At 60.0% G+C, this 24,399-nt stretch carries 21 protein-coding genes and 1 other RNA gene; 12 read left to right on the forward strand and 10 right to left on the reverse strand.

The genetic code is table 11. The features are described from left to right. The first annotated feature begins 151 nt into the window (after positions 1 to 151). The 11 genes from arnB to ABTW55_RS22510 all read left to right on the forward strand — a co-directional run bounded on the left by arnB (position 152) and on the right by ABTW55_RS22510 (position 12,204). Complete coding sequence (arnB, locus tag ABTW55_RS22460) at positions 152 to 1,306, forward strand: UDP-4-amino-4-deoxy-L-arabinose aminotransferase (protein WP_033653921.1); 1,155 nt, start codon at positions 152 to 154, stop codon at positions 1,304 to 1,306. Further along, a complete protein-coding gene (gene arnC / locus ABTW55_RS22465; protein ID WP_194243198.1) occupies positions 1,263 to 2,273 on the forward strand; it encodes an undecaprenyl-phosphate 4-deoxy-4-formamido-L-arabinose transferase in 1,011 nt (336 codons plus the stop codon). The genes arnB and arnC overlap by 44 nt, the downstream gene beginning before the upstream one ends. Next, positions 2,273 to 4,255, forward strand: coding sequence for a bifunctional UDP-4-amino-4-deoxy-L-arabinose formyltransferase/UDP-glucuronic acid oxidase ArnA (gene arnA / locus ABTW55_RS22470; protein WP_033638761.1), 1,983 nt, complete (start codon positions 2,273 to 2,275; stop codon positions 4,253 to 4,255). The genes arnC and arnA overlap by 1 nt, the downstream gene beginning before the upstream one ends. Then, complete coding sequence (gene arnD / locus ABTW55_RS22475; RefSeq protein WP_033646311.1) at positions 4,252 to 5,157, forward strand: 4-deoxy-4-formamido-L-arabinose-phosphoundecaprenol deformylase; 906 nt, start codon at positions 4,252 to 4,254, stop codon at positions 5,155 to 5,157. Before arnA ends, arnD begins: the two co-directional genes overlap by 4 nt. Further along, positions 5,154 to 6,818 (forward strand): lipid IV(A) 4-amino-4-deoxy-L-arabinosyltransferase, encoded by a 1,665-nt coding sequence (arnT, locus tag ABTW55_RS22480; RefSeq protein WP_033653922.1) that lies wholly within the window; start codon positions 5,154 to 5,156, stop codon positions 6,816 to 6,818. Before arnD ends, arnT begins: the two co-directional genes overlap by 4 nt. Further along, a complete protein-coding gene (gene arnE / locus ABTW55_RS22485; RefSeq protein WP_033646309.1) occupies positions 6,815 to 7,159 on the forward strand; it encodes a 4-amino-4-deoxy-L-arabinose-phosphoundecaprenol flippase subunit ArnE in 345 nt (114 codons plus the stop codon). Before arnT ends, arnE begins: the two co-directional genes overlap by 4 nt. Then, a complete protein-coding gene (arnF, locus tag ABTW55_RS22490; protein ID WP_033638346.1) occupies positions 7,156 to 7,548 on the forward strand; it encodes a 4-amino-4-deoxy-L-arabinose-phosphoundecaprenol flippase subunit ArnF in 393 nt (130 codons plus the stop codon). Before arnE ends, arnF begins: the two co-directional genes overlap by 4 nt. A gap of 176 nt (positions 7,549 to 7,724) precedes the next feature. Then, the gene (locus ABTW55_RS22495; RefSeq protein WP_016927954.1) at positions 7,725 to 8,189 is read left to right on the forward strand and encodes an NlpC/P60 family protein; all 465 of its coding nucleotides are present in this window, start codon (positions 7,725 to 7,727) and stop codon (positions 8,187 to 8,189) included. 59 nt (positions 8,190 to 8,248) lie between these two features. Then, entirely contained in the window at positions 8,249 to 9,262 is a 1,014-nt protein-coding gene (locus ABTW55_RS22500; RefSeq protein WP_060422292.1) for a lipoate--protein ligase A, read from the forward strand. A gap of 510 nt (positions 9,263 to 9,772) precedes the next feature. Further along, positions 9,773 to 10,504 carry an EAL domain-containing protein gene (locus ABTW55_RS22505; RefSeq protein ID WP_033646308.1) on the forward strand — a complete coding sequence of 244 codons (732 nt, stop codon included), beginning with the start codon at positions 9,773 to 9,775 and terminating at the stop codon, positions 10,502 to 10,504. Between the two features lie 257 nt (positions 10,505 to 10,761). Next, entirely contained in the window at positions 10,762 to 12,204 is a 1,443-nt protein-coding gene (locus ABTW55_RS22510) for a protein adenylyltransferase SelO (RefSeq protein ID WP_033653924.1), read from the forward strand. Positions 12,205 to 12,241: 37 nt separating this feature from the next. Here ABTW55_RS22510 and ABTW55_RS22515 read toward each other — a convergent pair whose 3' ends face one another. The 9 genes from ABTW55_RS22515 to ABTW55_RS22555 form a co-directional block, all read right to left on the reverse strand. Next, the gene (locus tag ABTW55_RS22515; protein WP_039566401.1) at positions 12,242 to 13,027 is read right to left on the reverse strand and encodes a heme ABC transporter ATP-binding protein; all 786 of its coding nucleotides are present in this window, start codon (positions 13,025 to 13,027) and stop codon (positions 12,242 to 12,244) included. Then, entirely contained in the window at positions 13,020 to 14,024 is a 1,005-nt protein-coding gene (locus ABTW55_RS22520; protein WP_033638351.1) for an iron ABC transporter permease, read from the reverse strand. Before ABTW55_RS22520 ends, ABTW55_RS22515 begins: the two co-directional genes overlap by 8 nt. Continuing rightward, the gene (locus tag ABTW55_RS22525) at positions 14,024 to 14,854 is read right to left on the reverse strand and encodes a hemin ABC transporter substrate-binding protein (protein WP_060420821.1); all 831 of its coding nucleotides are present in this window, start codon (positions 14,852 to 14,854) and stop codon (positions 14,024 to 14,026) included. Before ABTW55_RS22525 ends, ABTW55_RS22520 begins: the two co-directional genes overlap by 1 nt. Beyond that, a complete protein-coding gene (locus ABTW55_RS22530; protein ID WP_033638353.1) occupies positions 14,851 to 15,888 on the reverse strand; it encodes a hemin-degrading factor in 1,038 nt (345 codons plus the stop codon). Before ABTW55_RS22530 ends, ABTW55_RS22525 begins: the two co-directional genes overlap by 4 nt. 66 nt (positions 15,889 to 15,954) lie before the next feature. Then, positions 15,955 to 18,036: a TonB-dependent hemoglobin/transferrin/lactoferrin family receptor gene (locus tag ABTW55_RS22535; protein WP_033646303.1), complete on the reverse strand. Its 2,082-nt coding sequence runs from the start codon at positions 18,034 to 18,036 to the stop codon at positions 15,955 to 15,957. 94 nt (positions 18,037 to 18,130) lie between these two features. Next, complete coding sequence (hemP, locus tag ABTW55_RS22540) at positions 18,131 to 18,313, reverse strand: hemin uptake protein HemP (RefSeq protein WP_016927944.1); 183 nt, start codon at positions 18,311 to 18,313, stop codon at positions 18,131 to 18,133. Between the two features lie 171 nt (positions 18,314 to 18,484). Continuing rightward, positions 18,485 to 18,970, reverse strand: coding sequence for a glutathione peroxidase (locus ABTW55_RS22545; RefSeq protein WP_038871031.1), 486 nt, complete (start codon positions 18,968 to 18,970; stop codon positions 18,485 to 18,487). Between the two features lie 105 nt (positions 18,971 to 19,075). After that, positions 19,076 to 20,122 carry a 3-deoxy-7-phosphoheptulonate synthase gene (locus ABTW55_RS22550; RefSeq protein WP_004931381.1) on the reverse strand — a complete coding sequence of 349 codons (1,047 nt, stop codon included), beginning with the start codon at positions 20,120 to 20,122 and terminating at the stop codon, positions 19,076 to 19,078. 197 nt (positions 20,123 to 20,319) lie between these two features. Beyond that, positions 20,320 to 21,180: a pyruvate, water dikinase regulatory protein gene (locus tag ABTW55_RS22555; protein WP_049234269.1), complete on the reverse strand. Its 861-nt coding sequence runs from the start codon at positions 21,178 to 21,180 to the stop codon at positions 20,320 to 20,322. Between the two features lie 459 nt (positions 21,181 to 21,639). On the opposite strand from ABTW55_RS22555, the gene ppsA reads away from it, so the two are divergent. Continuing rightward, positions 21,640 to 24,018, forward strand: coding sequence for a phosphoenolpyruvate synthase (gene ppsA, locus ABTW55_RS22560; RefSeq protein WP_041034881.1), 2,379 nt, complete (start codon positions 21,640 to 21,642; stop codon positions 24,016 to 24,018). A gap of 110 nt (positions 24,019 to 24,128) precedes the next feature. Here ppsA and rprA read toward each other — a convergent pair. Then, positions 24,129 to 24,240, reverse strand: an RNA gene (rprA, locus tag ABTW55_RS22565) — antisense sRNA RprA. Between the last annotated feature and the right edge of the window lie 159 nt (positions 24,241 to 24,399).

Here is a 24,399-nt window from a genome sequence, read left to right on the forward strand (position 1 = left end):
ATGACACGTCTCGTCTTAAGGTTTAGTTAAGCTTGCGGCCTTACATTGTCAGTTAATCCACGGAAACGATTCTTCTCTGGCGTTTAATATTCGTTAAACGAAAGGGATTTACAGTGTCATCAAAAGCAGCTCGATACGTTTGGGGTTAACTATGGATCAATTTTTGCCTTTCTCTCGTCCGGCCATCGGCGATGAAGAAATCGCCGCGGTAGAGAAAGTGTTGCGTTCCGGTTGGATCACCACCGGGCCGCAAAACCAGCAACTGGAAAGTGACTTCTGCTCCACTTTCGGCTGTAAGCACGCCATCGCCGTCAGTTCCGCCACGGCGGGCATGCACATCACGCTGATGGCGCTGGGTATCGGCCCCGGCGACGAAGTCATCACCCCTTCGCAAACCTGGGTCTCCACCCTCAACATGATCGAGTTGCTGGGCGCCACGCCGGTGATGATCGACGTTGACCGTGATACGTTGATGGTCAGCGCCGCCGATGTCGAGGCTGCCATCACCCCGAACACCAAAGCGATTGTTCCGGTGCATTACGCCGGTGCTCCCCTGCAAATGGATGCGCTGCGCGCCGTAGCCGCACGCCATCGCTTGCCGCTGATCGAAGACGCCGCCCACGCGGTCGGCACGCGCTACAACGGCGAATGGGTCGGCGCACGCGGCACGGCGATTTTCTCTTTCCACGCGATTAAAAACGTGACCTGCGCCGAAGGCGGCCTGATCGCCACCGACGACGATGCGCTGGCGGATCGCCTGCGTTGCCTGAAGTTCCACGGTCTGGCCGTCGATGCCTTCGATCGCCAGCAGCTTGGCCGCAAACCGCAGGCCGAAGTGGTGGAGCCGGGTTACAAATACAACCTGTCCGACATTCATGCGGCGATCGCCGTGGTGCAACTGTCGCGCTTTGCTGAGCTGAACGCGTGCCGTAAGGCGCTGGCACAGCGCTACCTGAGCGCGCTGGAAGGCTCGCCGTTCCAACCGTTGGGCGTGCCGGATTATCCGCATGACCACGCCTGGCACCTGTTTATGGTCCGCGTCGATCCCGCGCGTTGCGGCATCGATCGCGACCAGCTGATGGAGCGCCTGAAAGAGGTTGGCGTCGGCACCGGGCTGCATTTCCGCGCCGCGCATACTCAGAAATTCTACCGTGAGCGTTATCCGCAGCTTTCTTTGCCGAATACCGAATGGAACTCGGCGCGGCTGTGCACCTTACCGCTATTCCCTGATATGACCGACGCCGACGTGGATCGCGTGGTCAATGCCTTGTCTTCTGTTGTGGAGTCTTTACGTGCCTCGCGTTGAACCGATTAAAAAAGTCTCGGTAGTCATCCCGGTATACAACGAGCAGGAAAGCCTGCCGGCGTTGCTGGAGCGGACTACTGCCGCCTGTAAGCAGTTATCTCAACCTTATGAAATCATCCTCGTCGACGATGGCAGCAGCGACAACTCCGCTGACATGCTGACTGCGGCGGCGGAAAAGCCGGATAGCCACGTGATCGCCGTCTTGCTGAACCGCAACTATGGCCAGCACTCGGCCATTATGGCCGGTTTCAATCAGGTGACCGGCGATCTGGTGATTACGCTGGACGCCGATCTGCAGAACCCGCCGGAGGAGATCCCACGGCTGGTCAGCGTGGCGGAAGAGGGCTATGACGTGGTGGGCACCGTGCGCGCCAACCGTCAGGACTCCTGGTTCCGCAAAAGCGCCTCGCGCGTAATCAACATGATGATTCAACGCGCCACCGGCAAGTCGATGGGGGACTACGGCTGCATGCTGCGCGCCTACCGTCGTCATATCGTTGAGGCGATGCTGCACTGCCATGAGCGCAGCACCTTTATCCCGATCCTGGCGAATACCTTCGCCCGCCGCACGACCGAGATCGACGTGCGTCACGCCGAACGCGAGTTTGGCGACTCCAAGTACAGCCTGATGAAGCTGATCAACCTGATGTATGACTTGATCACCTGCCTGACCACCACGCCGCTGCGTTTGCTCAGCGTGGTCGGCAGCATCGTGGCGCTGTCCGGGTTTGTGCTGGCGCTGGTGCTGATAGCGCTGCGTCTGCTGCTCGGCCCTGAATGGGCCGCCGGCGGCGTGTTCACCCTTTTCGCCGTCCTGTTCACCTTTATCGGCGCCCAGTTTGTCGGCATGGGGCTACTGGGTGAATACATCGGCCGCATCTATACCGACGTGCGCGCGCGTCCTCGCTATTTTGTTCAGAAAGTGGTCGGTGCACAGCAGGGCCACAATACTCAGGAAGAAGAATGATGAAAGCTATTGTATTTGCTTACCATGATATTGGCTGCGCCGGTCTGAAAGCGCTGACTGAGGCGGGTTATGACGTGCAGGCCGTGTTCACGCACACCGACGACCCTGGCGAGAACAACTTCTTCTCCTCCGTGGCCCGTTTGGGCGCCGAATTGGATCTGCCGGTCTATGCGCCAGAGGACGTAAACCACCCGCTGTGGGTTGACCGCATTCGCGCACTGCAGCCGGACGTGATCTTCTCGTTCTATTACCGCCACATGCTGAGCGACGAGATCCTGTCGCTGGCACCGCAGGGCGGTTTCAATCTGCACGGTTCGCTGCTGCCACGTTACCGTGGCCGTGCGCCGGTGAACTGGGCGCTGGTGAACGGCGAAACCGAAACCGGCGCCACGCTGCACAAGATGGTGAAACGCCCGGACGCCGGCGACATCGTCGGGCAGCAAAAAGTGGCCATCGCCGACAGCGATACCGCGCTGACGCTGCACAAAAAAGTGCTGGAAGCCGCGCAGATCGTGTTGAAAGAGCAACTGCCGAAGCTGAAGAACGGCACTGCCACCTTCACCAAGCAGGATGAGTCCCAGGCCAGCTACTTCGGCCGCCGCAGCGCGGCGGACGGCGAGATCCTGTGGCACAAATCCGCCAAAGAGATCAACAACCTGGTGCGCGCCGTCACCGAGCCGTACCCGGGGGCGTTCAGCTACCTCGGCCAGCGCCAGCTGATCGTCTGGCGCTCTCGCGTGCTGGATACCCAACACGATAAGCAGCCGGGCACCGTGCTGAGCACCTCGCCGCTGGTCATCGCCTGTGGCGAAGGCGCGCTGGAGATCGTCGCCGGTCAAAACGACAGCGGTCTGTACGTGCAGGGCAGCCGCCTGGCGCAGGAAATGGGCATCGTCACCGACGTGCGTCTGGCCGCCAAGCCGAACGCCGCGATGAAACGCCGCACCCGCGTACTGATCCTCGGGGTCAACGGCTTCATCGGCAACCACCTGACCGAGCGCCTGCTGCGCGACGATCGCTACGACATCTACGGTCTGGATATCGGCTCTGACGCCATCAGCCGCTTCCTCGACAACCCGCGCTTCCACTTCGTGGAAGGCGACATCAGCATCCACTCCGAGTGGATCGAGTATCACATCAAGAAATGCGACGTGGTGCTGCCGCTGGTGGCGATCGCGACGCCGATCGAATACACCCGTAACCCGCTGCGCGTGTTCGAGCTGGACTTCGAAGAAAACCTGAAGATTGTTCGCGACTGCGTGAAATACAACAAGCGCATCATCTTCCCGTCCACCTCTGAAGTGTACGGCATGTGCGACGACAAAGAGTTCGACGAAGACCATTCACGCCTGATCGTCGGGCCGATCAACAAGCAGCGCTGGATCTATTCGGTCTCCAAGCAGCTGCTGGATCGGGTGATCTGGGCTTACGGCGCCAAAGAAGGCCTGAAGTTCACGCTGTTCCGTCCGTTCAACTGGATGGGGCCGCGCCTGGATAACCTGGACGCGGCGCGTATCGGTTCTTCCCGCGCCATCACCCAACTGATCCTCAACCTGGTGGAAGGTTCGCCGATCAAACTGATGGACGGCGGCGCGCAGAAACGTTGCTTCACCGACATCAACGACGGCATCGAAGCGCTGTTCCGCATCATCGAGAACCGCGACGGCCTGTGCGACGGCCAGATCGTCAACATCGGCAACCCGACCAACGAAGCGAGCATCCGCGAACTGGCAGAAATGCTGCTGGAAAGCTTCAACAACCATCCGCTGCGCGACCGCTTCCCGCCGTTTGCCGGCTTCAAGGATGTGGAGAGCAGCAGCTACTACGGTAAAGGGTATCAGGACGTCGAGCACCGCACGCCGAGCATCAAAAATGCTCACCGCCTGCTGGGCTGGCAGCCGACCATCGAGATGAAGCAAACCATCGCCGATACGCTGGACTACTTCCTGCGCACTACCGTTCAGGAAGGGAACGGTGCATGAAGAAAGTCGGTCTGCGGGTTGATGTAGATACCTTCAGCGGCACCCGTGAAGGGGTGCCGCAGTTGCTGGATCTGTTCGAAAAGTACGACATTCAGGCCAGCTTCTTCTTCAGCGTGGGACCGGACAACATGGGGCGCCATCTTTGGCGCCTTTTGCGTCCGAAATTTTTGTGGAAAATGCTGCGTTCGAACGCCGCCTCGCTGTACGGTCTGGACATTCTGCTGGCCGGCACCGCCTGGCCGGGGCGCAACATTTCACGCGCGCTGGGGCCGCTGATGAAGCGCACCGCCGAAGCCGGCCATGAGGTCGGGCTGCATGCCTGGGATCACCAGGGGTGGCAGGCCAGGGTCGGCAAGTGGAGCGAGGCGCAGCTGACCGAACAGGTACAGCTGGGCGTCGACGCCCTGAGCGCCAGCACCGGCCAGCCGGTGAAATGCTCCGCCGTGGCGGGCTGGCGCGCCGATACGCGCGTGCTGGAGGTCAAACAACGCTTCGGCTTCCATTACAACAGCGATTGCCGCGGCACCCATCCGTTCCGTCCGGTGCTGAGCGACGGGCGCCACGGTACGGTGCAGATCCCGGTGACGCTGCCGACCTTCGATGAAGTGATTGGCAGCGAAGTCAGCATGGCCGACTTCAACGACTATATTCTGCGCGCCATCGAGAACGATCGCGGCGTGCCGGTGTACACCATTCACACCGAAGTGGAAGGCATGTCGCAGGCGGCGATGTTCGAACAGTTATTGCAACGCGCACAGCGGCAGGGCATCGAATTCTGTCCGCTGAGCGCGCTGTTACCGCAAGATTTGGCGTCACTGCCGTTGGGCCGCATCAAGCGCGCTCCTTTCCCCGGCCGCGAAGGTTGGCTGGGCTGTCAAACCGATGTGAAGGACGTTACATGAAGGCGCTAAAAGGATCCTGGGCCATTGTGCTGGCCGTTTTTTTTGCTCTGGTTTACCTGATCCCGCTTAACGGCCGCCTGCTGTGGCAGCCGGATGAGACGCGTTATGCCGAGATCAGCCGTGAAATGCTGCAGCGCGGCGATTGGGTCGTGCCGCACCTGCTGGGGCTGCGCTATTTCGAAAAGCCGGTGGCGGGTTACTGGTTCAATAACATCAGCCAGTGGCTGTTTGGCGAAAACAACTTTGCGGTGCGTTTCGGCTCGGTGTTCAGCACCGGCATGACCGCGCTGCTGGTGTTTGCGCTGGCGATGCTGATGTGGCGCAATGCGCGCCGCGCCAGCCTGGCGGCGCTGATGTTCCTGTCGATGGTGCTGGTGTTCAGCATCGGCACCTACAGCGTGCTGGATCCGATGATCTCGCTGTGGCTGGCGGCGGCGATGGTCAGTTATTACCTGACGCTAAAAGCCACCTCGGTCAAAGGCAAGCTGGGCGCTTACGCGTTGCTGGGCCTGGCCTGCGGCATGGGCTTTATGACCAAGGGCTTCCTGGCGCTGGCGGTGCCGGTGATCGCGGTGATCCCGATCGTCATTCAGCAACGCCGCATCAAGGATCTGCTGTGCTATGGCCCGGTGGCGATCGTGACCGCTACGCTGCTCAGCCTGCCGTGGGCGCTGGCGATCGCGCAACGTGAACCCGATTTCTGGAATTACTTCTTCTGGGTCGAGCATATTCAGCGTTTCGCCGAAGATAACGCCCAGCACAAAGCGCCGTTCTGGTATTACCTGCCGGTCCTGCTGGCGGCGGTGCTGCCGTGGCTGGCGCTGCTGCCTGGTGCGCTGCTCAAGGGTTGGCGCGAGCGCGTACAGCGTCCGGAGCTGTTCTTCCTGCTGAGCTGGGCGCTGATGCCGCTGATCTTCTTCAGCATCGCCAAAGGCAAGCTGCCGACCTACATTCTGCCGTGCATGGCCCCGCTGGCGCTGCTGATGACCGCCTATGCGGAAGACTACGCCGCCACGCTGCGCGCCAGGCTGTTCAAGGCCAACGCCTGGCTGAACGGCCTGTTCGGCCTGATCGGCATCGTGGCGCTGGTGGTGTTGAGCTCCGGTCTGCTGCCGAAGGCACATCTGTTTACTCCGCAGGAGTGGCCGAAACTGGTGCTCGGCCTGATCGCTTTCGGCGGCTGGCTGCTGTTCGCGCTGGTTTCCGTACGCGACAACGGCCGCCAATGGCGCTGGGCGGCGGCTTGCCCGGTGCTGCTGTGCCTGGTGATCGGTTACGCCATCCCGCAACAGGTGACCGATTCCAAACTGCCGCAAAACTTTGCCCGCGCCACGATGGCCGAACTGAGCGACAGCCGCTATGTGTTGAGCGACAGCGTCGGGCTGGCAGCCGGCCTGGCCTGGGAGCTGAAGCGCAGCGACGTGCTGATGTACAGCCAGAAAGGTGAGGTGGCCTATGGTCTGGAGTACCCGGACGCCAAGGGGCACCTGATCAGCGATGCCGACTTCCCGCAGTGGCTGGCGCAGGCGCGCAAGCAGGGGAACGTGTCGCTGGTGCTGCAACTGTCCCGTGGCGAAGCGCTGCCGCAGGAACTGCCCGCCGCAGACAAGGTGGATCGCATGAACCGCCTGGTGCTGATGTGGTATAAACAGCAACCATGATGGGTTTTCTGTTGGTGATTGTGGTCAGCCTGCTCACCTGTGGTGGGCAGCTGTGCCAGAAACAGGCGGCGCACTGTTGGGAACGGGGGGACGAGGCGCGGCTGAAGCTGACGCTGCGCTGGTTGGCGCTGGCGGTGCTGCTGCTGGGGCTGGGCATGGCGGTGTGGCTCAATGTGCTGCAACGCCTGCCGCTCAGCCTGGCTTACCCGATGCTCAGCCTGAACTTCGTGATGGTGACGCTGGCGGCGCGCTGGCTGTTTCATGAGCCGACGACCGCCCGCCACTGGTGCGGCGTAGCGTCGATTATGTTGGGGATCCTGCTGATGAGCGTGCATTCATGAGGGGCTATGCCTGGGGCGCCGCCAGCGTGTTGCTGGTGACGTTGGCGCAGTTGCTGATGAAGTGGGGCATGGTGCAAATCCCGCTGATGTCGTTCGCCGACGTCTCGCTGGCGCTGATCGGCGGCTACTGGCTGCCGCTGCTGGCGGTGGGCGGCGGCATCTGCGGTTATGCGCTGTCGATGCTGTGTTGGTTCTTTGCGCTGCGCCACCTGCCGTTAAACCGCGCTTATCCTCTGTTGAGCGTCAGTTACGCGCTGGTCTATCTGGCGGCGGTGATCCTGCCGTGGTTCAACGAGTCCGCTACGCTGCTGAAAACGCTGGGCACGCTGTTTATTCTGTTCGGCGTCTGGCTGATTAACAGCAAGTCCGAGACTAAATCGCCGGAATAGGGCCAAAACCGGCGATCCTGTCATTATCTCCCTTATGGCGCTTGCCTTTTTCCCCGTGCGGGAGATAAATTAACGCCAAATAGCGCTCTCCTTACGTGGTGCCGGCTTTGCCTCGCAGGCGGTGTGGTGGTGTACCGGATGGCATAATGCGGCAACGTGTTCAATGAAGGGATATTATGCGGATGCGTGTGTGGTTTTTATTAGCCAGTTTGATCCTCGCCGGGTGCAGCAGCCATGCGCCGCCGCCCAGCGGCCGCCTGGCGGACTCTATCGTGGTGGTGGCCCAGCTCAATGAGCAGCTGCGCCAGTGGTACGGCACGCCATACCGTTACGGCGGCCTGGATCGGGGCGGGGTAGATTGTTCCGGCTTTGTTTACCGCACGTTCCGCGATCGTTTTGACATGCAACTGCCGCGTTCGACCGAAGAACAGACCTCGCTGGGCACCAAGGTCTCTCGCGATGAGCTGATGCCGGGCGATCTGGTGTTTTTCAAAACCGGCGGCGGTGAGAACGGCCTGCACGTCGGCATTTACGATACCAACGACCAATTTATCCACGCGTCGACCAGCCGCGGGGTGATCCGCTCCTCGCTCGATAACGTCTACTGGAAGCGGGTGTACTGGCAGGCGCGACGCATTTAGCCTTAACCCATTGATTTGGTGTATCATGGCGGCATCTCATGTTTTGGACGGTGCCTGCCATGAACAGCCTGCGTTTACTGATCTCCGACTCCTACGATCCCTGGTTCAACTTGGCGGTGGAAGAGTGCATCTTCCGCGAAATGACCACGCAAAAAATTCTCTTCCTGTGGCGCAATGCCGAAACGGTGGTGATTGGCCAGTCGCAGAACCCCTGGAAAGAGTGCAACACCCGGCGCATGGAGCAGGACGGCATTCGGCTGGCGCGGCGCAGCAGCGGCGGCGGGGCGGTATTTCACGACCTGGGCAACACCTGTTTCACCTTTATGGCCGGCAAGCCGGGCTACGACAAGAGCGTCTCGACCGACATCATTCTGCAAGCGCTGCGGCAGCTGGGCGTCGCGGCCGGCGCGTCGGGGCGCAACGATCTGGTGATGGAAACCGCCGACGGGCCGCGTAAAATATCCGGCTCAGCCTATCGAGAAACCCAGGATCGCGGTTTCCACCACGGCACGCTGCTGCTGAACGCCGACCTGGAACGGCTGGCGGACTACCTCAATCCCGATCCCAAAAAGCTGCAGGCCAAGGGCATCACCTCGGTGCGTTCACGCGTCGCCAATTTGGCGGAGTTTTTGCCGGGCATCAGCCATGAGCAGGTATGCGACGCCATCGTGCAGGCTTTCTTCGCCCACTATGGCGAAACGGCCGAGCCGGAGATCATTTCGCCGGACGTGTTCCCCGATCTGCCCGATTTTGCCGCGCAGTTCGCCAAACAAAGCAGCTGGGAATGGAATTTCGGCAAGGCGCCGGCGTTCAGCCACTTGCTTAACGAGCGCTTTGTCTGGGGCGGCGTAGACCTGTTCTTCGATGTGGAGAAGGGGGCTATCGTTCGCGCGCAGGCGTTCACCGACAGCCTTAATCCTGCCCCGCTGCAGCGGCTGGCGGATATGCTGGTGGGCTGCCCGTATCGAAGCGAGCCCGTTGCCGCCTGCTGTGATCGACTGATGGCGGACTATCCTCAGCAGGCGGCCGAATTAGCCGAACTGCGGCAATGGCTGAGTGAAACGATCCGTTAGCGAAGGCCTGGTGATGAAGGGATGAGCGTGCTCATCCCTTTTTTTATCGCTGAAATCGACGTTTTGCACGGCGGTAGCGCAGATTTTCTGAAAATCAAGGTGGGCATTTTTTTGCGTTTTCAATGCTGAGAATAACGGGCGGAATTGATGCGTTATTAAATTTAATCAGTCATCGTTAACGGCAGGAAAAATCGGCGTTAAGGCGGGAAGATTATTTTACTTTATTTAAGATTTTTCTTAAATAAAACAAAGGAGATAAGTCAAATTTGGCCGTCAATCCATTCCACTTAAGCCAAATACCTTTTCACATAACGCGTTTGGCGGGCGCCATGGCATAAGTTAGGCTGCTTTTCTTTGCGCCTTTCACGATTGTCGTATAGCTTTAATCTATCAATTAAATGATATTTCATGGGTATTTACATTGATATTTCCGATTAATCCCAGAGGGATTGATCGATAAAATGTATTGATATACGATGATACGCTAGCCATTCATCCTGTGGCATTAAAATGAACATCCAACTCGAAGCTGACTTTATTAGTAGCTATGTTTTTCAACCTGTTTACTCAATGGAGGGCGGGCTGTTGGCGGTGGAAATGTTGAGCCGATTCAACAGTCTCGACGGTGATTTAGCCATGCCGGCCGAAATTGGGATTAATTTATTGGCGCCTGAACAAAGGATTGAGTTATTTAATGAGCAACTGAAACTTGCGGAGCAGCATGCGGCTTGGTTTACCGGTAACAACGTGCAGTTGACCATCAATATCGAAGAAACCATCGTTGAGCTTATTCTTTCCGATTCGGCGTTGTGCCAACGGATCGGGCAATATCCTTTTATTGCATTTGAAGTGAGTGAGAGTTTTCCGAATCTTTCGGCCGGGAAGAACAACCCGAGCGTGCGGCGATTAAGCGAAATGTTTACGCTGTGGCTCGATGATTTCGGTTCCGGTAAAGCCACGCTGACCGCGTTGTACGATGGTTTGTTTGACTACGTAAAGATAGACAAGCGTTTTTACTGGCAGCTGTTTACCCATCAGGGATATGACGTGGTCATCGACTCGTTGTTAAAGAATATCAACCTGTTATGTAAAGGCGTGATCGTCGGAGGAATAGAGAAAAAAGAGTATTTTAATAAACTCAGGTACGCCGGTGTTTTAGGTCTGCAAGGTTTTTTATGGCCCAGCGTTGGTGTGGATAATCTGCAAGCTTTGCTGGCGACGCCCAGCGAGTTCAATAATTAAGAAGTGATATAAAAAATTACACACAATGAGGTAAATCATGCGCGGAGTGAGGTTACCGTGATTCCGCTACCGTTATTGATCCTCGTTGTTGGGCTGATAACACCGTTTATCAGCCGGCATTAAACCGCGCTTCCTCAGCCAGGCGGAACGCCAAACTCCCCGCATCCGTCCTGACGACAGGCGGATGCGTTCTCCCTGCATTCCTTCGGTGTTAATCCGCTCGTTCAGGCTCTACACTACGCTGAAACGGAGGGCCTATGCCGCAGTTCGATAACGCTTACTACCAACAGTTACCCGGTTTCTACACCGCTCTGAACCCGACGCCGCTTAAGGATGCGCGCCTGCTGTACCACAGCGAGCCGCTGGCGCGCGAGCTGGGGTTGGATGAAAGCTGGTTTACTCAGGATAAAACCCCGATTTGGGCGGGAGAAACGCTGCTGCCGGGCATGCAGCCGCTGGCGCAGGTGTACAGTGGCCACCAGTTCGGCGTGTGGGCCGGGCAGTTGGGCGATGGCCGTGGCATTTTGCTTGGCGAACAAGTTCTGGCGGACGGCAGCCACCGCGACTGGCACCTGAAGGGCGCCGGGCTTACGCCGTATTCGCGCATGGGGGACGGCCGCGCGGTGCTGCGTTCGGTTATCCGCGAGTTTCTGGCCTCTGAGGCGCTGCACCATTTGGGGATCCCCACCACCCGAGCGTTGACCATCGTCACCAGCAGGCAGCCGGTGTTCCGCGAGCAGCCGGAACGCGGTGCCATGCTGATGCGGGTGGCGGAAAGCCACGTGCGCTTCGGCCACTTCGAACACTTTTACTACCGTAAACAGCCGGAGCAGGTACGGCAGCTGGCGGATTTCGTCATTGCCCGTCACTGGCCGCAGCTGCAGGATCAGGCCGAGCGCTACCTGTTGTGGTTTACCGACGTGGTCGAACGGACGGCGCGCCTGATCGCCCATTGGCAAACCGTCGGTTTCGCGCACGGCGTGATGAACACCGACAACATGTCGATTCTCGGTATCACCATCGATTACGGCCCTTACGGTTTCCTTGACGACTACCAGCCCGGCTATATCTGCAACCATTCCGATCACCAGGGGCGTTACGCCTTCGACAATCAGCCGGCGGTGGCGTTGTGGAACCTGCATCGTCTGGCGCAGACCCTATCGGGGCTGATGACCACCGAACAGCTGCAGCAGGCGCTGGCGGCGTATGAGCCGGCGCTGATGCGCGCCTACGGCGAACAGATGCGCGCCAAACTCGGCTTCTTCACGCCGACGGCGCAGGACAACGACGTGCTCACCGGTCTGTTGAGCCTGATGGCGCAGGAAGGGCGGGACTATACCCGCACGTTCCGCCTGTTGAGCGAGACCGAACAGCAGCAGGCGCAGTCGCCGCTGCGCGACGAGTTTATCGATCGCGCGGCGTTCGACGCCTGGTATCAGCAGTATCGTCAGCGTTTGCAACAGGAGCAGGTGAGCGATGCGGAGCGGCAACGGGCGATGAAGGCGGTGAATCCGCGGCTGATCCTGCGCAACTACCTGGCGCAGCAGGCGATTGAGGACGCGGAGAACGACGACGTGGGCCGTTTGCAGCGATTGCATCAGGCTCTGCTGCGGCCGTTCGACGATGTGCCGGAGTATGACGATCTCGCCGCGCTGCCGCCGGACTGGGGCAAGCACCTGGAGATTTCCTGCTCCAGCTGAGATGAAGAAAGGGCGCTTGATAGCGCCCTTAAATTTTTTATTGGCGCAGGTAGACCTGCGGCAGCGACACTTCGGGATGATGCACCACGCCGAGATCGGCCTGATACCAGCGGGTGAGGATCTCCGTTTGCAACACTTCCTGCGGCGTGCCGCTCGCCACCAACCGCCCCTGATGCAACAGCAGGATCCGATCGGCGTACAGCGCGGCCAGATTGAGATCGTGCAGCACGCAGCAGACGCCCAGCGGTTGTTGGCGCGTCAGCGAGCGCAGCAGGCGCAGGGTGTGCTGCTGGTGATACAGATCCAGCGCCGAGGTCGGCTCGTCGAGGAACAGCCAGGCGGGGGACGGCTGCGGTTGCCACAGCTGCGCCAACACCCGCGCCAGCTGCACCCGCTGTTGTTCACCGCCGGACAGCTGGCGGTAGTCGCGCTGCGCCAGCGCCAGGCAGTCGGTTTGCGCCATCACCTGTTGGATCGCCTGATGCTCGTCACGTTTGCCGTGCGGCGAACGCCCCATGCTGACCACTTCTTCCACGCTGAACGGAAACGCCAAATTGCTGTACTGGCGCATCACGGCCCGGACTTTGGCCAACTGTTGCGGCGCCCAGTGTTCCAGCGGGCGGTCAAGCAGCCGACATTCGCCGCAGTCCGGCGTCAAATAGCCGGTCAGCAAGCGCAGCAGCGTCGATTTGCCGGCGCCGTTAGGGCCGATAATCGCCACCATTTCACCGCCGGCAAGGCTGAGCGAAACGTCGTTGATCAACCGGCGCGTACCGAGGCTGTAACGCAGCTCCCGGGCTGTCAGGCAGGCGGCGTTATCCACCGGCTCGCTCCCGCTGGCGCATCACCAGCCACAAGAAATAGGGACCGCCGATCAGGCTGGTCATCAGCCCCACCGGCATTTCGGCCGGCGCCACCAGCGTGCGCGCCAGCGTATCGCTGACCAGTAACAGGCAGGCGCCGCCCAGCGCGGAGCAGGGCAGCAGCCAGCGGTGATCGCCGCCGAGGCGCATGCGCACCAGATGCGGCACCACCAGGCCGACGAAGCCGATCACTCCGCTCATCGCTACCGCCGCGCCGATCAGCAGGGCGCTCAGCAACAGCAGCTGCAGCTTGGCGCGCTGGACGTTCACCCCGAGGTAGTGGGCCTCTTCGTCCCCCAGCTGCAACAGGTTCAGCCGGCGCGCCTGCAGCAGCGTCAGCAGCGCCGCAGGCAGGATCAGCGAGGCGGAAACCGCCAGGGTCGGCCACTGCGACTGGCTGAGGCTGCCCATCATCCACAGCGAGAACTGGCGCAGCTGTTGATCGCTGCTGACGTAAGAGAGCACGCCGATGGCCGCCATGCACAGGGCGTTGATGGCGATGCCCGCCAGCAGCAGCCGCGACAGATTGCCGTGCCCGCTGCGGCTGATGCCGTAGATCAATAATGACACCAGCAGGCTGCCGAGGAACGCCGCCAGCATATGACCGTACAGCGCGATCGTCACCGGCAACGCCAGCGGCATCACGATGAACAGCGCGACAAACAGCGCGCCGCCGCTGCTGATGCCCAGCAGGCTCGGATCCGCCAGCGGGTTGCGGAACAGCCCTTGCATCACGGCGCCGGACACCGCCAGCGCGCAGCCGATCACCACCGCCAGCAGCACGCGCGGCAGGCGAATGTTCAACCAGATGTGCCAGGCTGCGTCGCTGAAGGGCTCGCGCCATAGGGTGCGAAACGACAGCGTCAGCGCGCCCAGGTTGGCGGCGACCAGCGCCAGCAGCGTCAGCAGCACCAGCAGACCGATGATGGCCAGCTGAGGTGAGGTGCGACAGCGCATTACTTTTGCTCCGCCGCGTGGCGCAGCTTGGCCAGCGCCGCCGGCGTTTCCAGACCGAAGCCCAGCAGCGCCATGTCATCGACGATCAGCACGCGGCGCTGCTTGCCTGCCGGCGTCAACGCCAGGCCCGGCAGCGTCCACAGCTGCTGTTCGCCGCCGAGGGTGCGCACGCCGTCGGTGGTGACCAGCAACAGATCCGGCGCGCTGGCGATGACGCCTTCCTGCGACAGCGGCCGGTAGCGGTCAAAGCCCTGCATGGCGTTTTTCAGCCCGGCGGCGGCGATCACCGCGTCGGCGGCGGTGTGTTGCCCGGCGGCCATCGGCGTGATGCCGCCGTGGCTCATCACGAACAGCACCTTGACCGGCAGCGGGGAGGTATCCACTGCCGCCAGCTGTTGTCGATAGCGCTCGCTCAGCTGTTTGCCTTGCTCAACGCGCTGCAGCGCTGCGGCGATCGTAGCGATTTTCTGCGGCACCGCCTGCAGGGTGGTGTCACCCGGCACGCTGACCACGTTGACGCCGCTGTCCGCCAGCTGTTTGAGCACCAGCGCCGGCTGTGCCAGCTCGGTCGTCAGCACCAGCGTCGGCTTCAGCGCCAAAATGCCTTCGGCGTTCAGCTGGCGCATGTAGCCGACGTCCGGCAGCTTTTTCACCGCTTCCGGATGCAGGCTGGTGCTGTCGCGGGCGATCACCTCGTCGGCGGCGCCGAGCGCGAAGGCGATTTCCGTCACGTCGCCGCCGATCGAGACGATGCGCTGCGCCGCTGCGGCGGTGAGCGGCAGCGCCAGCGACATCATCAACGCCAGGCGGCGGATCAAGGAAGATTTCATGCGGCGATGTCCTTGGCGGCGAGCGCGGCAACCTGCTCGCGCCACTGGGTTTGTTCCGGCTGGCCTTCGGTGCGCTGGCCATACAGCTGCGCGATCTGTGTGCCGTCGGCGGCGAACAGCTCCAGGCTGGTGACGATGCCGTCTTTGGTCGGTTTGCGGGTGATCCAGCTTTCGGCGATGGCGTCTTCAATCAGGTGCAGCGTGAAGCGGCGGTTGAACACGTTGATCCAGCCTTCCTGCGGCATCAAACGTTCGATCTGGCCGGTGAAGATCTGCACGCAGCCGCGGTTGCCGACGAAGATCATGATCTCGTTTTGCTGTTGCTGCGCCGCTTCGAGCAGCTGCGACAGCGCGCTGTTGTCCACCTGGTAGGCCAGATCGTCGCCGACGGCGCGGAAGGCCTGTTGGCGCGTCAGCTTGTTGCGGCTCAGCAGCTGGAAGAACTGGTGAACGTCGGTCATCGCGCGCCACTCACCGTCGATTTTGGCATGATCCTGCGTCGTTTCATCGGTGGTGGCCGCCTCGGCGGGCTGCAGCGCCAGCGCCGGGTTTTCTTCGCTCAGGTGGCGCTCCACCAGCGCCATCCAGGCCGGCAGATCGGTTTCCTCGGTGGTGTAGACCTTGTGCAGCGCATCGCCCTGTTGGTCGAAGAACTGAATGCTGTGGCGCACGCCGCGCTTGTTGGTTTCGCTCATGGCGAAGACGCTGGTCCAGTGGTTGAGGAACAGGCGCAGATCCAGCTCGCGTGGGTTGAGGATCAGCCCGGCGTGGCCGTTGAGGTGCTGGTTGCGGTAGCGGCCCATCTGCTCATGCACCGCATAGCTGTTGCGGGTGATGGACTTGGTGACGCCGACCTGCTCAAGCTCGGTCAGCAGGGTGCGCGCGTCGGCCTGCAGGCGGCGGGTGTCGTGGCCGACGCGGGCGTGCGTCAGCTCCGCTTCGCTGACGCCGAGGATCGCCGCCAGATCGCGGGCGTATTTACCGGGGTGATCGATTTTAGCCTGTTGGTAGCGTTCGTATAGGGTGTTGCTCATGCGGGATTCTCCTGCGCTGTAATGCGAACGGCGGACAACCGGGTTGTCCGCCAGATAGTCAAATGATTACCACTGGTAGCTGACCAGCAGTTTGGCGTTGCGGCCATCCTGCGGGACGCCCTGCGGCGAGTAATATTCCTTGTCGAAGGCGTTGCCCAGCACCACGGTGGTGGTCATGCCCTGCAGCCGATCGCGGCCCTTGTAGCTCAGATAGAAGTCGTTGACGCCATAGCCGGCTTGTTCGGCCGTGCCGGTCTCCACGCGCGTCGCGCGTTCGGCGAAGGTGGCGACCCAGCCGGCGGACAGGCCGGTTTCGCCCAGCGGCACGTCCAGCGAACTGGTGACGGTGTCTGGATTGATGCTGCTTAACCAGTCACCGGTTGCTTCATTTTTGCCACGGGTGCGGTTATAAGCCAAATCCCAGCCGAACCATGGTGTTTTATAGCTGAGCGTAGCGTCCCAACCCCAGATTTTGGCGCGATCGATATTGGTCGAGAATGTGGTGCAACTGATGCAATAAGGACCTCGCGGACCGCGTCCCAGTTCCATCGTGACATCGGTGGTGATGTAGTCCTTGGCTTTGGTATCGAAATAGCTGGCTTTGAACTGCAGACTGTCATCGGCCAGCATCAAATCATCGAAACGCAGACCAAACCCGTACTCTTGGGTTTCGTTGGTTTCCGGTTTCAAATTCGGGTTAGGCACCCAATAGTTGGTGATGGTGGTTGGTCCCATTGGAATTGAGAAGTGCTTGGAGTCGTTGTACATCTCACCCATCGTCGGCGCGCGGAACGCCTGAGAATAGGAGCCGAACAGCATCAGCCAGTCGGTAGGCGTAATACTGACAGCACCGCGAGAGGACCATTTGTCCGCATCCACATCGGCATAGCCGTCGCTTGAGCCCTTGTAATTGTCATAGCGGGTGCCGGCGAGCAGAGTGACAGGCAGATCGCGCAGCGTGATTTCATCCTGCAGCCAGCCTGAAGCGAAATTGATTTTTGCGTGTGGGAAACTTTCGGTAGCGCCGCCCGGTGTTTGTTCCTGTTTGTAGGCCTCGGTGCCGTAGGTCAGCAGGTGCGAGGCGAAAGTATCCGCAAACAGGCGCGTTCGGTTTTCGAGTTTGGCGCCTTTCGTGGTTTGTTTGCGTGCTTCATCTTCGCTGCCATTGGCGTGAGCGTTAATTTTTACGTCTGAATAATACACTTTCGCTTCCGCATCCAGCCAATCCTGGCCGGCGGGTTTCAGTTTGTAACTCAGTGCCGCGTCGCGTTGAATCGTCGAACGATCGGTCATTAAGTTTCCACTGGAGCTGGCTGGCGTTTGCGGGTTTTTCGGCTCCTGCGCGCTGTTATTGTAGTAACGAAGATTGCCGCTCAGCGACTGATTGTCGTCGAGCTTCCAGGTGCCTTTGGCCAGCACGTTGCTGATGGTTTCGTCGTTAGGCGCATCGAAGCCGTTGCCCTGACGCAGATCGCCGACGTCGCGAGTGCCGAAAGACAGCAGGCCGTCGAGGTTATCGGTCTTGCCATAGGCGCTGGCGCCCATGCCCAGGCTGTGATCGCCGGTGCCGGCGGTGCCGTAGACGCGGAACCCGCTATCGTGGCCCGGCAGCAGCAGATCGGCGGCATCGACGGTCTCATAAGACACTACACCACCCAACGCGCCGCTACCGTACAGCAACGCGGAGGGGCCGCGCACGACTTCAATGCGTTTCACTAACGCAGGATCCAAAAATGTGCCGTTAATATGGCCGGTATCGGTCCCCTGACGGATGCCGTCGACCAGCGTCAGCACGCCGCGTCGGTCGTAACCGCGCATCATGAGATCCTGCCCATTGCTGCGCCCGGAACCCGTGACGGTAATGCCCGGCACGCGGCGCAGCATATCGGCGGCGGTGCCTGCAGTTTGGCTTTCCGGCGAGTTGCCTTCGATGACCGTGACCATCATCGGCGCTTCAAAGCTGCTGCGTTGGTTGCCGGTGGCGACCACGGTCATGGTCTCGTCGGCGGCTTTGGCTTTTTTAGCCGGCGCCGCGTTGGAAGAGGATGTTGTGCTGGTGTTTTGTGCCAAGGCCACCGTAGGCAGAGCGCAGGCAATCGCCAGACTCAAAGCGGAAAAACGCAGCCGGGTGGAAAATGTCAGAGGCATGGTGCAACTCTCCGTATGTAATAAAACATATCAATAGATTTGCTGGCTGCCTGGATCAAAAGATCGGGGTGGCTGGCGTTTGAGGGTTCTGTGGTTATTTGGTCAGGATCAATTTCCCGGCTTTGGTCTGCCGCAGCTGATAGCGCTGGCCCTGATGGGTAATGAACGCGATGCCGTCGGCGCCGAGCAGCTGTGCGCTGTCGTAGCTGGGCGGCGCGTTTGCGCTGTGCTCGGTCGGGGCCGCGGCGGCGGGGGTAGGCGTGTTGGCAGTATCCATTATCATTGTGCTTATAAAACAGACCATTAAATGGTAATTAATATCAAACTGAGAATCATTATCATGTGAAGGAAAGGTTACATCAAGGAAAATTTTCTTACCGATGGAACCTTTTTGTCGAATGGACATCCGGCGGCGGGCCGGGCGTACCCGGCCCGTAAAAAAGGGGCGTTATTTCAGCAGGGTTTCGATGCGGTCAAACAGACGCTCGGGCTTGGTGATCGGCGCAAAGCGCGTGACGCGCTGGCCGTCGGCGGTGAGCAGGAACTTGGTGAAATTCCATTTGATGCGGCGGCTGCCCAGAATGCCGGGCGCCAGGCGTTTCAACTCATTGAACAGCGGGTGCGCGCCGGGGCCGTTAACGTCTATCTTGCTGAACAGCGGGAAACTGACGCCGTAGTTGAGGCTGCAAAAGTTGGCGATCTCCAGCGGGCTGCCCGGCTCCTGAGAACCAAACTGGTTGCAAGGGAAGCCGAGCACCACCAGGCCGCGTTCGCGATAGTATTGCCACAAATTTTCCAGCCCGCGGTATTGCGGGGTGAAGCCACACTTGCTGGCGGTGTTGACCACCAGATAAGCGCGCGCCGGGAAATCGCCCAGCGTTTTTTGCTCGCCCTGCAGCGTGACGCAGGGGATGGATAACAGAGAGTGAATCATGCCGGGGCTCCAGGTGCGTTTCGGCGGGTGCAAATAGGTTGCAATCAGTATAGATGAGCGGTGCGGGAGGGATAAAGCCGGGGCGAAGCCCCGGCCTAGGTTGCGTCAGAAACGGCTATCGACCGCATCCGCCAGCATCGCCAGCAACTGTTCGCTGTCGGACCAGCTCAGGCAAGGATCGGTGATTGACTGGCCATAGGTCAGCGGCTGGCCGGCGACGATCTTCTGCGTGCCTTCCACCAGGAAGCTTTCCGCCATCACGCCGGTGATGGCGGCGGAGCCGGCGCGGATCTGTTGGCAGACGTTGTCGGCCACTTCCAGCTGGCGGCGGTGCATTTTCTGGCAGTTGCCGTGGCTGAAGTCGATCACCAGGTGTTCCGGCAGATCGAACTCGCGCAGGCTGTCGCAGGCGGCGGCGATGTCGCTGGCGTGATAGTTCGGCGTTTTGCCGCCGCGCATGATGATGTGGCCGTACGGGTTGCCGCTGGTCTGGTAGATGGTCATTTGGCCATGTTTGTCTGGCGACAGGAACATGTGCCCGGCGCGCGCCGCGCGAATGGCGTCGATGGCGATGCGGGTGTTGCCGTCAGTGCCGTTTTTGAAGCCGACCGGGCAGGAGAGCGCCGAGGCCATTTCACGGTGGATCTGGCTTTCGGTGGTGCGCGCGCCGATGGCGCCCCAGCTGATCAGATCGGCGATGTATTGGCCGACCACCATGTCCAGGAATTCGGTGGCGGTCGGCAGGCCGAGCTGGTTCACTTCCAGTAGCAGGCGGCGCGCCATTTCGATGCCGCGGTTGACCTGGAAGGTGCCGTCCAGCGCCGGATCGGAGATCAGGCCTTTCCAGCCGACGACGGTGCGCGGTTTTTCGAAATAGGTGCGCATCACGATCTCCAGGCGATCCTGGTAGCGTTCGCGCAGGGCGTTCAACCGGCCGGCGTAATCGACGGCGGCGTCGAGATCGTGGATGGAGCAGGGGCCGATCACCACCAGCAGGCGGCGGTCTTCACCGGTGAGGATTTTTTCAATGCGTTTTCGTGACGCGGTCACGTTGTCGGCGACGGCCGCCGAGATCGGCAGCTTGTCCGCCAACGCTTGCGGCGTGACGAGGCTGTCGATGCGCGCGGTCCGCAGTTCATCTGTTTTGTGCATGTTGTTCCCTGGAAACTGTTCTTCTCTGCGGCAGGAGTGCCGGGAAGTGATGGCGATCACAATAACGCAAAAAGCGCTGAATTCAACCGTAGAGATTGTGTTCTGTTGATCAAAGCCGCGAAAAAAAGCACAAAAAAATCAGCGGCTGCTGAAATAAACGGCAGGTGGCGGGGCGCGGCGGCCCCGTGAGGAAAAGGTCAGAACATGCGGCGGCTCATGCCGAGGATGTCGAGGATTTTGGTGGAGATCTCTTCGACCGAATAGTTGGTGGTATTGAGGTAGCGGATCTGATTTTTGCGGAACAGCGCCTCGACTTCGGCGATCTCCATACGGCACTGGCGCAATGAAGCGTAACGGCTGTTTTCACGCCGTTCCTCGCGGATCGCCGCCAGGCGTTCCGGATCGATGGTCAGGCCGAATAATTTATGCTGAAACGGTTTCAGCGAGGCCGGCAGGTGCAAATTGTCCATATCGTCGGCGATAAACGGGTAGTTGGCGGCGCGGATGCCGAACTGCATCGCCAGATAAAGGCTGGTGGGGGTTTTGCCGCAGCGCGACACGCCGAGCAGGATCACCTGCGCCTGATCGAGGTTGCGCAGCGAAATGCCGTCGTCGTGCGCCAGCGTATAGTCGATGGCGGCAATGCGCGCGTCGTACTTGCCGAGGTTGCTGGCGGTCAGACCGTGGGTGCGGTTCGGCACCGGCGTCGGCTCCACTTCCAGCTCGCCCTGCAGCGGGCCGACCAGCGCCTGCACGATATCCTGGCAGAAGCCCTGGCTCTGCACGATCACATCGCGCACTTCCGGCGAGATGATGGAGTAAAACACCAGCGGCCGCACGCCGGTTTCATTATAGATATCATCGATTTGTTGGCGAACTGCGCGAGCGCGCGCCTCGGTTTCGACAAACGGCAGGGTATAGGTGGTCGCCGTGACCGGGAACTGCGACAGCACCGCGTGTCCCAGCACTTCGGCGGTGATCGCCGTACCATCCGAAATATAAAAAACGCTTCTTTCCACCCGAGGCTCCTTACCTGAAAACGGTGTTACTGCTGTCATCACTGTCAATATCATGAGCCGCAGACGATCCACCGGTAAAGGGGCGAGGGGAAAAATTGTGACGGCGGGGCGGTAAAGCGCCTTGCGGCGGCGCGTGAAGAAAAGCGCGTTTTGCCGGCGGTAAAAATCGCGGCGCGGCGACGCTTTTCGATCCGAAACGTAAATTTGTCGCTATTTTCACCAAAAACGGTAGCGTTTGCGTGGTCATTAAAACAGAAGTTTAAAAAGAGCGTAATTTGTTGAGAACTAAGCTTTTCGTGCGATTGGGAACGGTTCCCAGGCAAATCAGCCGGTTAGGACATTCTCTTAAAAACCACTTTCTTCAGTGGGTTGATCGATTCACCTTTCCATTTTCCCCGGATCAGTGTGCTAGTCTGATTCGGCTCCGTGTTAGCGGCGCCGTAAAGCAAGCGAATTAAATCCGTCTTTACCCTACTGATAGCAATAAGGATTGTCTCGATGTCCAACAATGGCCCAGACTTGCGTAATGTGCTTTGGTACAACCAGCTTGGCATGCACGACGTTGACCGTGTCGGCGGCAAAAACGCCTCCCTCGGTGAAATGATCACCAATCTTTCCGATTTGGGCGTGGCCGTGCCGAACGGTTTTGCCACCACCGCACAGGCGTTTAACGATTTCCTCGAACAAAGCGGTGTTAACCAGCGCATCTATCAGCTACTGGATCAGACCGACGTTGACGACGTTGCACAACTGGCCAAGGCCGGCGCCCAGATCCGCCAATGGGTGATCGACACGCCGTTCCACGCCGAGTTCGAACGCGAAATTCATCAGGCTTACCAACAGCTCGCCGACGGCGAACCGGAAGCTTCCTTCGCGGTGCGCTCCTCCGCCACGGCGGAAGACATGCCGGACGCGTCCTTCGCCGGCCAGCAGGAAACCTTCCTCAACGTGCAGGGCATCGACGCCGTAATGGTGGCGATCAAGCACGTGTTCGCATCGCTGTTCAACGACCGCGCCATCTCTTATCGCGTGCATCAGGGCTATGACCACCGCGGCGTGGCGCTGTCGGCGGGCGTACAGCGCATGGTGCGCTCGGATTTGGCCTCTTCGGGTGTGATGTTCACCATCGATACCGAGTCCGGCTTTGATCAGGTGGTGTTTATCACCTCCGCCTTCGGCCTGGGTGAAATGGTGGTGCAGGGCGCAGTGAACCCGGATGAGTTCTACGTGCACAAACCGACGCTGCAAAACGGCAAGCCGGCGATCGTGCGCCGCAACCTGGGTTCGAAAAAGATCCGCATGGTGTACGCGCCGTCGCAGGATCACGGCAAGCAGGTGCGCATCGAAGACGTGCCGGAAGCGCAGCGTAGCCGTTTCTCGCTGACGGATGACGAAGTGCAGGCGCTGGCGCAGCAGGCGATCCTGATCGAAAAACATTACGGCCGCCCGATGGATATCGAGTGGGCGAAAGACGGCCATACCGGCAAGCTGCTGATCGTGCAGGCGCGCCCGGAAACCGTGCGCTCCAACGAACAGACCATGGAGCGCTACCAGCTGAACGGCTCCAGCCCGGTGCTGGTGGAAGGCCGCGCCATCGGCCACCGCATCGGCGCCGGTCCGGTGAAAGTGATCCACGACATCAGCGAAATGGATCGCATCCAGCCGGGCGACGTGCTGGTCACCGACATGACCGACCCGGACTGGGAACCGATCATGAAGAAGGCCGCCGCGATCGTCACCAACCGCGGCGGGCGTACCTGTCACGCGGCGATCATCGCCCGTGAACTGGGGATCCCGGCGGTGGTGGGCTGCGGCCACGCCACCGACGTGCTGAAAGACGGCCAGAAAGTCACCGTCTCCTGCGCGGAAGGCGACACCGGCTTCGTTTACAGCGATATGCTGGACTTCAGCGTGCAGAGCTCCGAAGTGACCGAGCTGCCGGATCTGCCGCTGAAGATCATGATGAACGTCGGCAACCCGGATCGCGCCTTCGACTTTGCGCGTTTGCCGAACGAAGGCGTGGGCCTGGCGCGGCTGGAATTTATCATCAACCGCATGATCGGCGTGCACCCGCGTGCGCTGCTGGAGTTCGATCAGCAGACGCCGGCGCTGCAAAACGAGATTCGCGCGCTGATGCAGGGTTACGATCATCCGGTCGAGTTCTACGTCGGCCGCCTGACCGAGGGCATCGCGACGCTGGGCGCCGCCTTCTGGCCGAAGCGCGTGATCGTGCGCCTGTCCGACTTCAAATCCAACGAGTACGCCAACCTGGTGGGTGGCGACAAGTATGAACCGCACGAAGAGAACCCGATGCTGGGCTTCCGCGGCGCGGGCCGCTACGTGGCCGACAGCTTCCGCGATTGCTTCGCGCTGGAGTGCGAGGCGGTGAAACGCGTGCGTAACGAAATGGGGCTGACCAACGTCGAAATCATGGTGCCGTTCGTGCGCACCGTGGCGCAGGCGGAAGCGGTGGTGGCCGAGCTGGCGCGTCAGGGGCTGAAGCGCGGCGAAAACGGGCTGAAAGTGATCATGATGTGCGAGATCCCGTCCAATGCGCTGTTGGCGGATCAGTTCCTCGAACACTTCGACGGCTTCTCCATCGGCTCCAACGACATGACCCAGTTGGCGCTGGGGCTGGATCGCGATTCCGGCGTGGTGTCGGAGCTGTTCGACGAACGCAACGACGCGGTGAAAGCGCTGCTGTCGATGGCGATTCAGGCGGCCAAGCGCCACGGTAAATACGTCGGCATCTGCGGCCAAGGCCCGTCCGACCACGAAGACTTCGCCGAGTGGCTGATGGAGCAGGGCATCGACAGCCTGTCGCTTAATCCGGACACCGTGGTGCAGACCTGGATCAATTTGTCGAAAAAGAAATAATTTCTCGGCATCGCTGAGGCATTAACGCCGGGCCGCAGTTAACGCTGCGGCCTTTTTATTTCTGAATGTAAATAACGGCGCGTAAAATAATCAATTCGACGAAAAAAGAATAAAAAAAAAGCCCACCGTAGGAGATGGGCAAAGACTACACACAGCAATTCACATGTATGGCATTACATTGTTCAGAAAGGTTGCTTTAAAATCAGTGATTTGAAGCAATAGATGGCCATAATACTAGATTTTTGAACGCGACTAGTCATTAAGAATCATCCTAATCGATAGCGGCATCACATTTTATTTGCGGGAGTTATCTCTTTTTGCCGTTTGCAACAAACAGGGATTTACATTGCACCTTTCATTCGCGGTGCCGTAATCAATATA

The sequence above is a fragment of the Serratia sp. SM04 genome (assembly GCF_040280225.1).
Taxonomy (GTDB): Bacteria; Pseudomonadota; Gammaproteobacteria; order Enterobacterales; family Enterobacteriaceae; genus Serratia; species Serratia sarumanii.

Bases quoted from the DNA above. Each gene is read 5' to 3' on its own strand.
- ABTW55_RS22525 (WP_060420821.1), bottom strand. From the start codon at position 14,854: ATGAAATCTTCCTTGATCCGCCGCCTGGCGTTGATGATGTCGCTGGCG.
- ABTW55_RS22520 (WP_033638351.1), bottom strand. From the start codon at position 14,024: ATGCGCTGTCGCACCTCACCTCAGCTGGCCATCATCGGTCTGCTGGTG.
- arnE (WP_033646309.1), top strand. From the start codon at position 6,815: ATGATGGGTTTTCTGTTGGTGATTGTGGTCAGCCTGCTCACCTGTGGT.
- ABTW55_RS22510 (WP_033653924.1), top strand. From the start codon at position 10,762: ATGCCGCAGTTCGATAACGCTTACTACCAACAGTTACCCGGTTTCTAC.
- ABTW55_RS22530 (WP_033638353.1), bottom strand. From the start codon at position 15,888: ATGAGCAACACCCTATACGAACGCTACCAACAGGCTAAAATCGATCAC.
- arnF (WP_033638346.1), top strand. From the start codon at position 7,156: ATGAGGGGCTATGCCTGGGGCGCCGCCAGCGTGTTGCTGGTGACGTTG.
- ABTW55_RS22555 (WP_049234269.1), bottom strand. From the start codon at position 21,180: ATGACAGCAGTAACACCGTTTTCAGGTAAGGAGCCTCGGGTGGAAAGA.
- ABTW55_RS22505 (WP_033646308.1), top strand. From the start codon at position 9,773: ATGAACATCCAACTCGAAGCTGACTTTATTAGTAGCTATGTTTTTCAA.
- ABTW55_RS22500 (WP_060422292.1), top strand. From the start codon at position 8,249: ATGAACAGCCTGCGTTTACTGATCTCCGACTCCTACGATCCCTGGTTC.
- ppsA (WP_041034881.1), top strand. From the start codon at position 21,640: ATGTCCAACAATGGCCCAGACTTGCGTAATGTGCTTTGGTACAACCAG.
- arnT (WP_033653922.1), top strand. From the start codon at position 5,154: ATGAAGGCGCTAAAAGGATCCTGGGCCATTGTGCTGGCCGTTTTTTTT.
- arnC (WP_194243198.1), top strand. From the start codon at position 1,263: ATGCCTTGTCTTCTGTTGTGGAGTCTTTACGTGCCTCGCGTTGAACCG.
- ABTW55_RS22550 (WP_004931381.1), bottom strand. From the start codon at position 20,122: ATGCACAAAACAGATGAACTGCGGACCGCGCGCATCGACAGCCTCGTC.
- ABTW55_RS22545 (WP_038871031.1), bottom strand. From the start codon at position 18,970: ATGATTCACTCTCTGTTATCCATCCCCTGCGTCACGCTGCAGGGCGAG.
- arnB (WP_033653921.1), top strand. From the start codon at position 152: ATGGATCAATTTTTGCCTTTCTCTCGTCCGGCCATCGGCGATGAAGAA.
- arnA (WP_033638761.1), top strand. From the start codon at position 2,273: ATGAAAGCTATTGTATTTGCTTACCATGATATTGGCTGCGCCGGTCTG.
- hemP (WP_016927944.1), bottom strand. From the start codon at position 18,313: ATGGATACTGCCAACACGCCTACCCCCGCCGCCGCGGCCCCGACCGAG.
- ABTW55_RS22535 (WP_033646303.1), bottom strand. From the start codon at position 18,036: ATGCCTCTGACATTTTCCACCCGGCTGCGTTTTTCCGCTTTGAGTCTG.
- ABTW55_RS22495 (WP_016927954.1), top strand. From the start codon at position 7,725: ATGCGGATGCGTGTGTGGTTTTTATTAGCCAGTTTGATCCTCGCCGGG.
- arnD (WP_033646311.1), top strand. From the start codon at position 4,252: ATGAAGAAAGTCGGTCTGCGGGTTGATGTAGATACCTTCAGCGGCACC.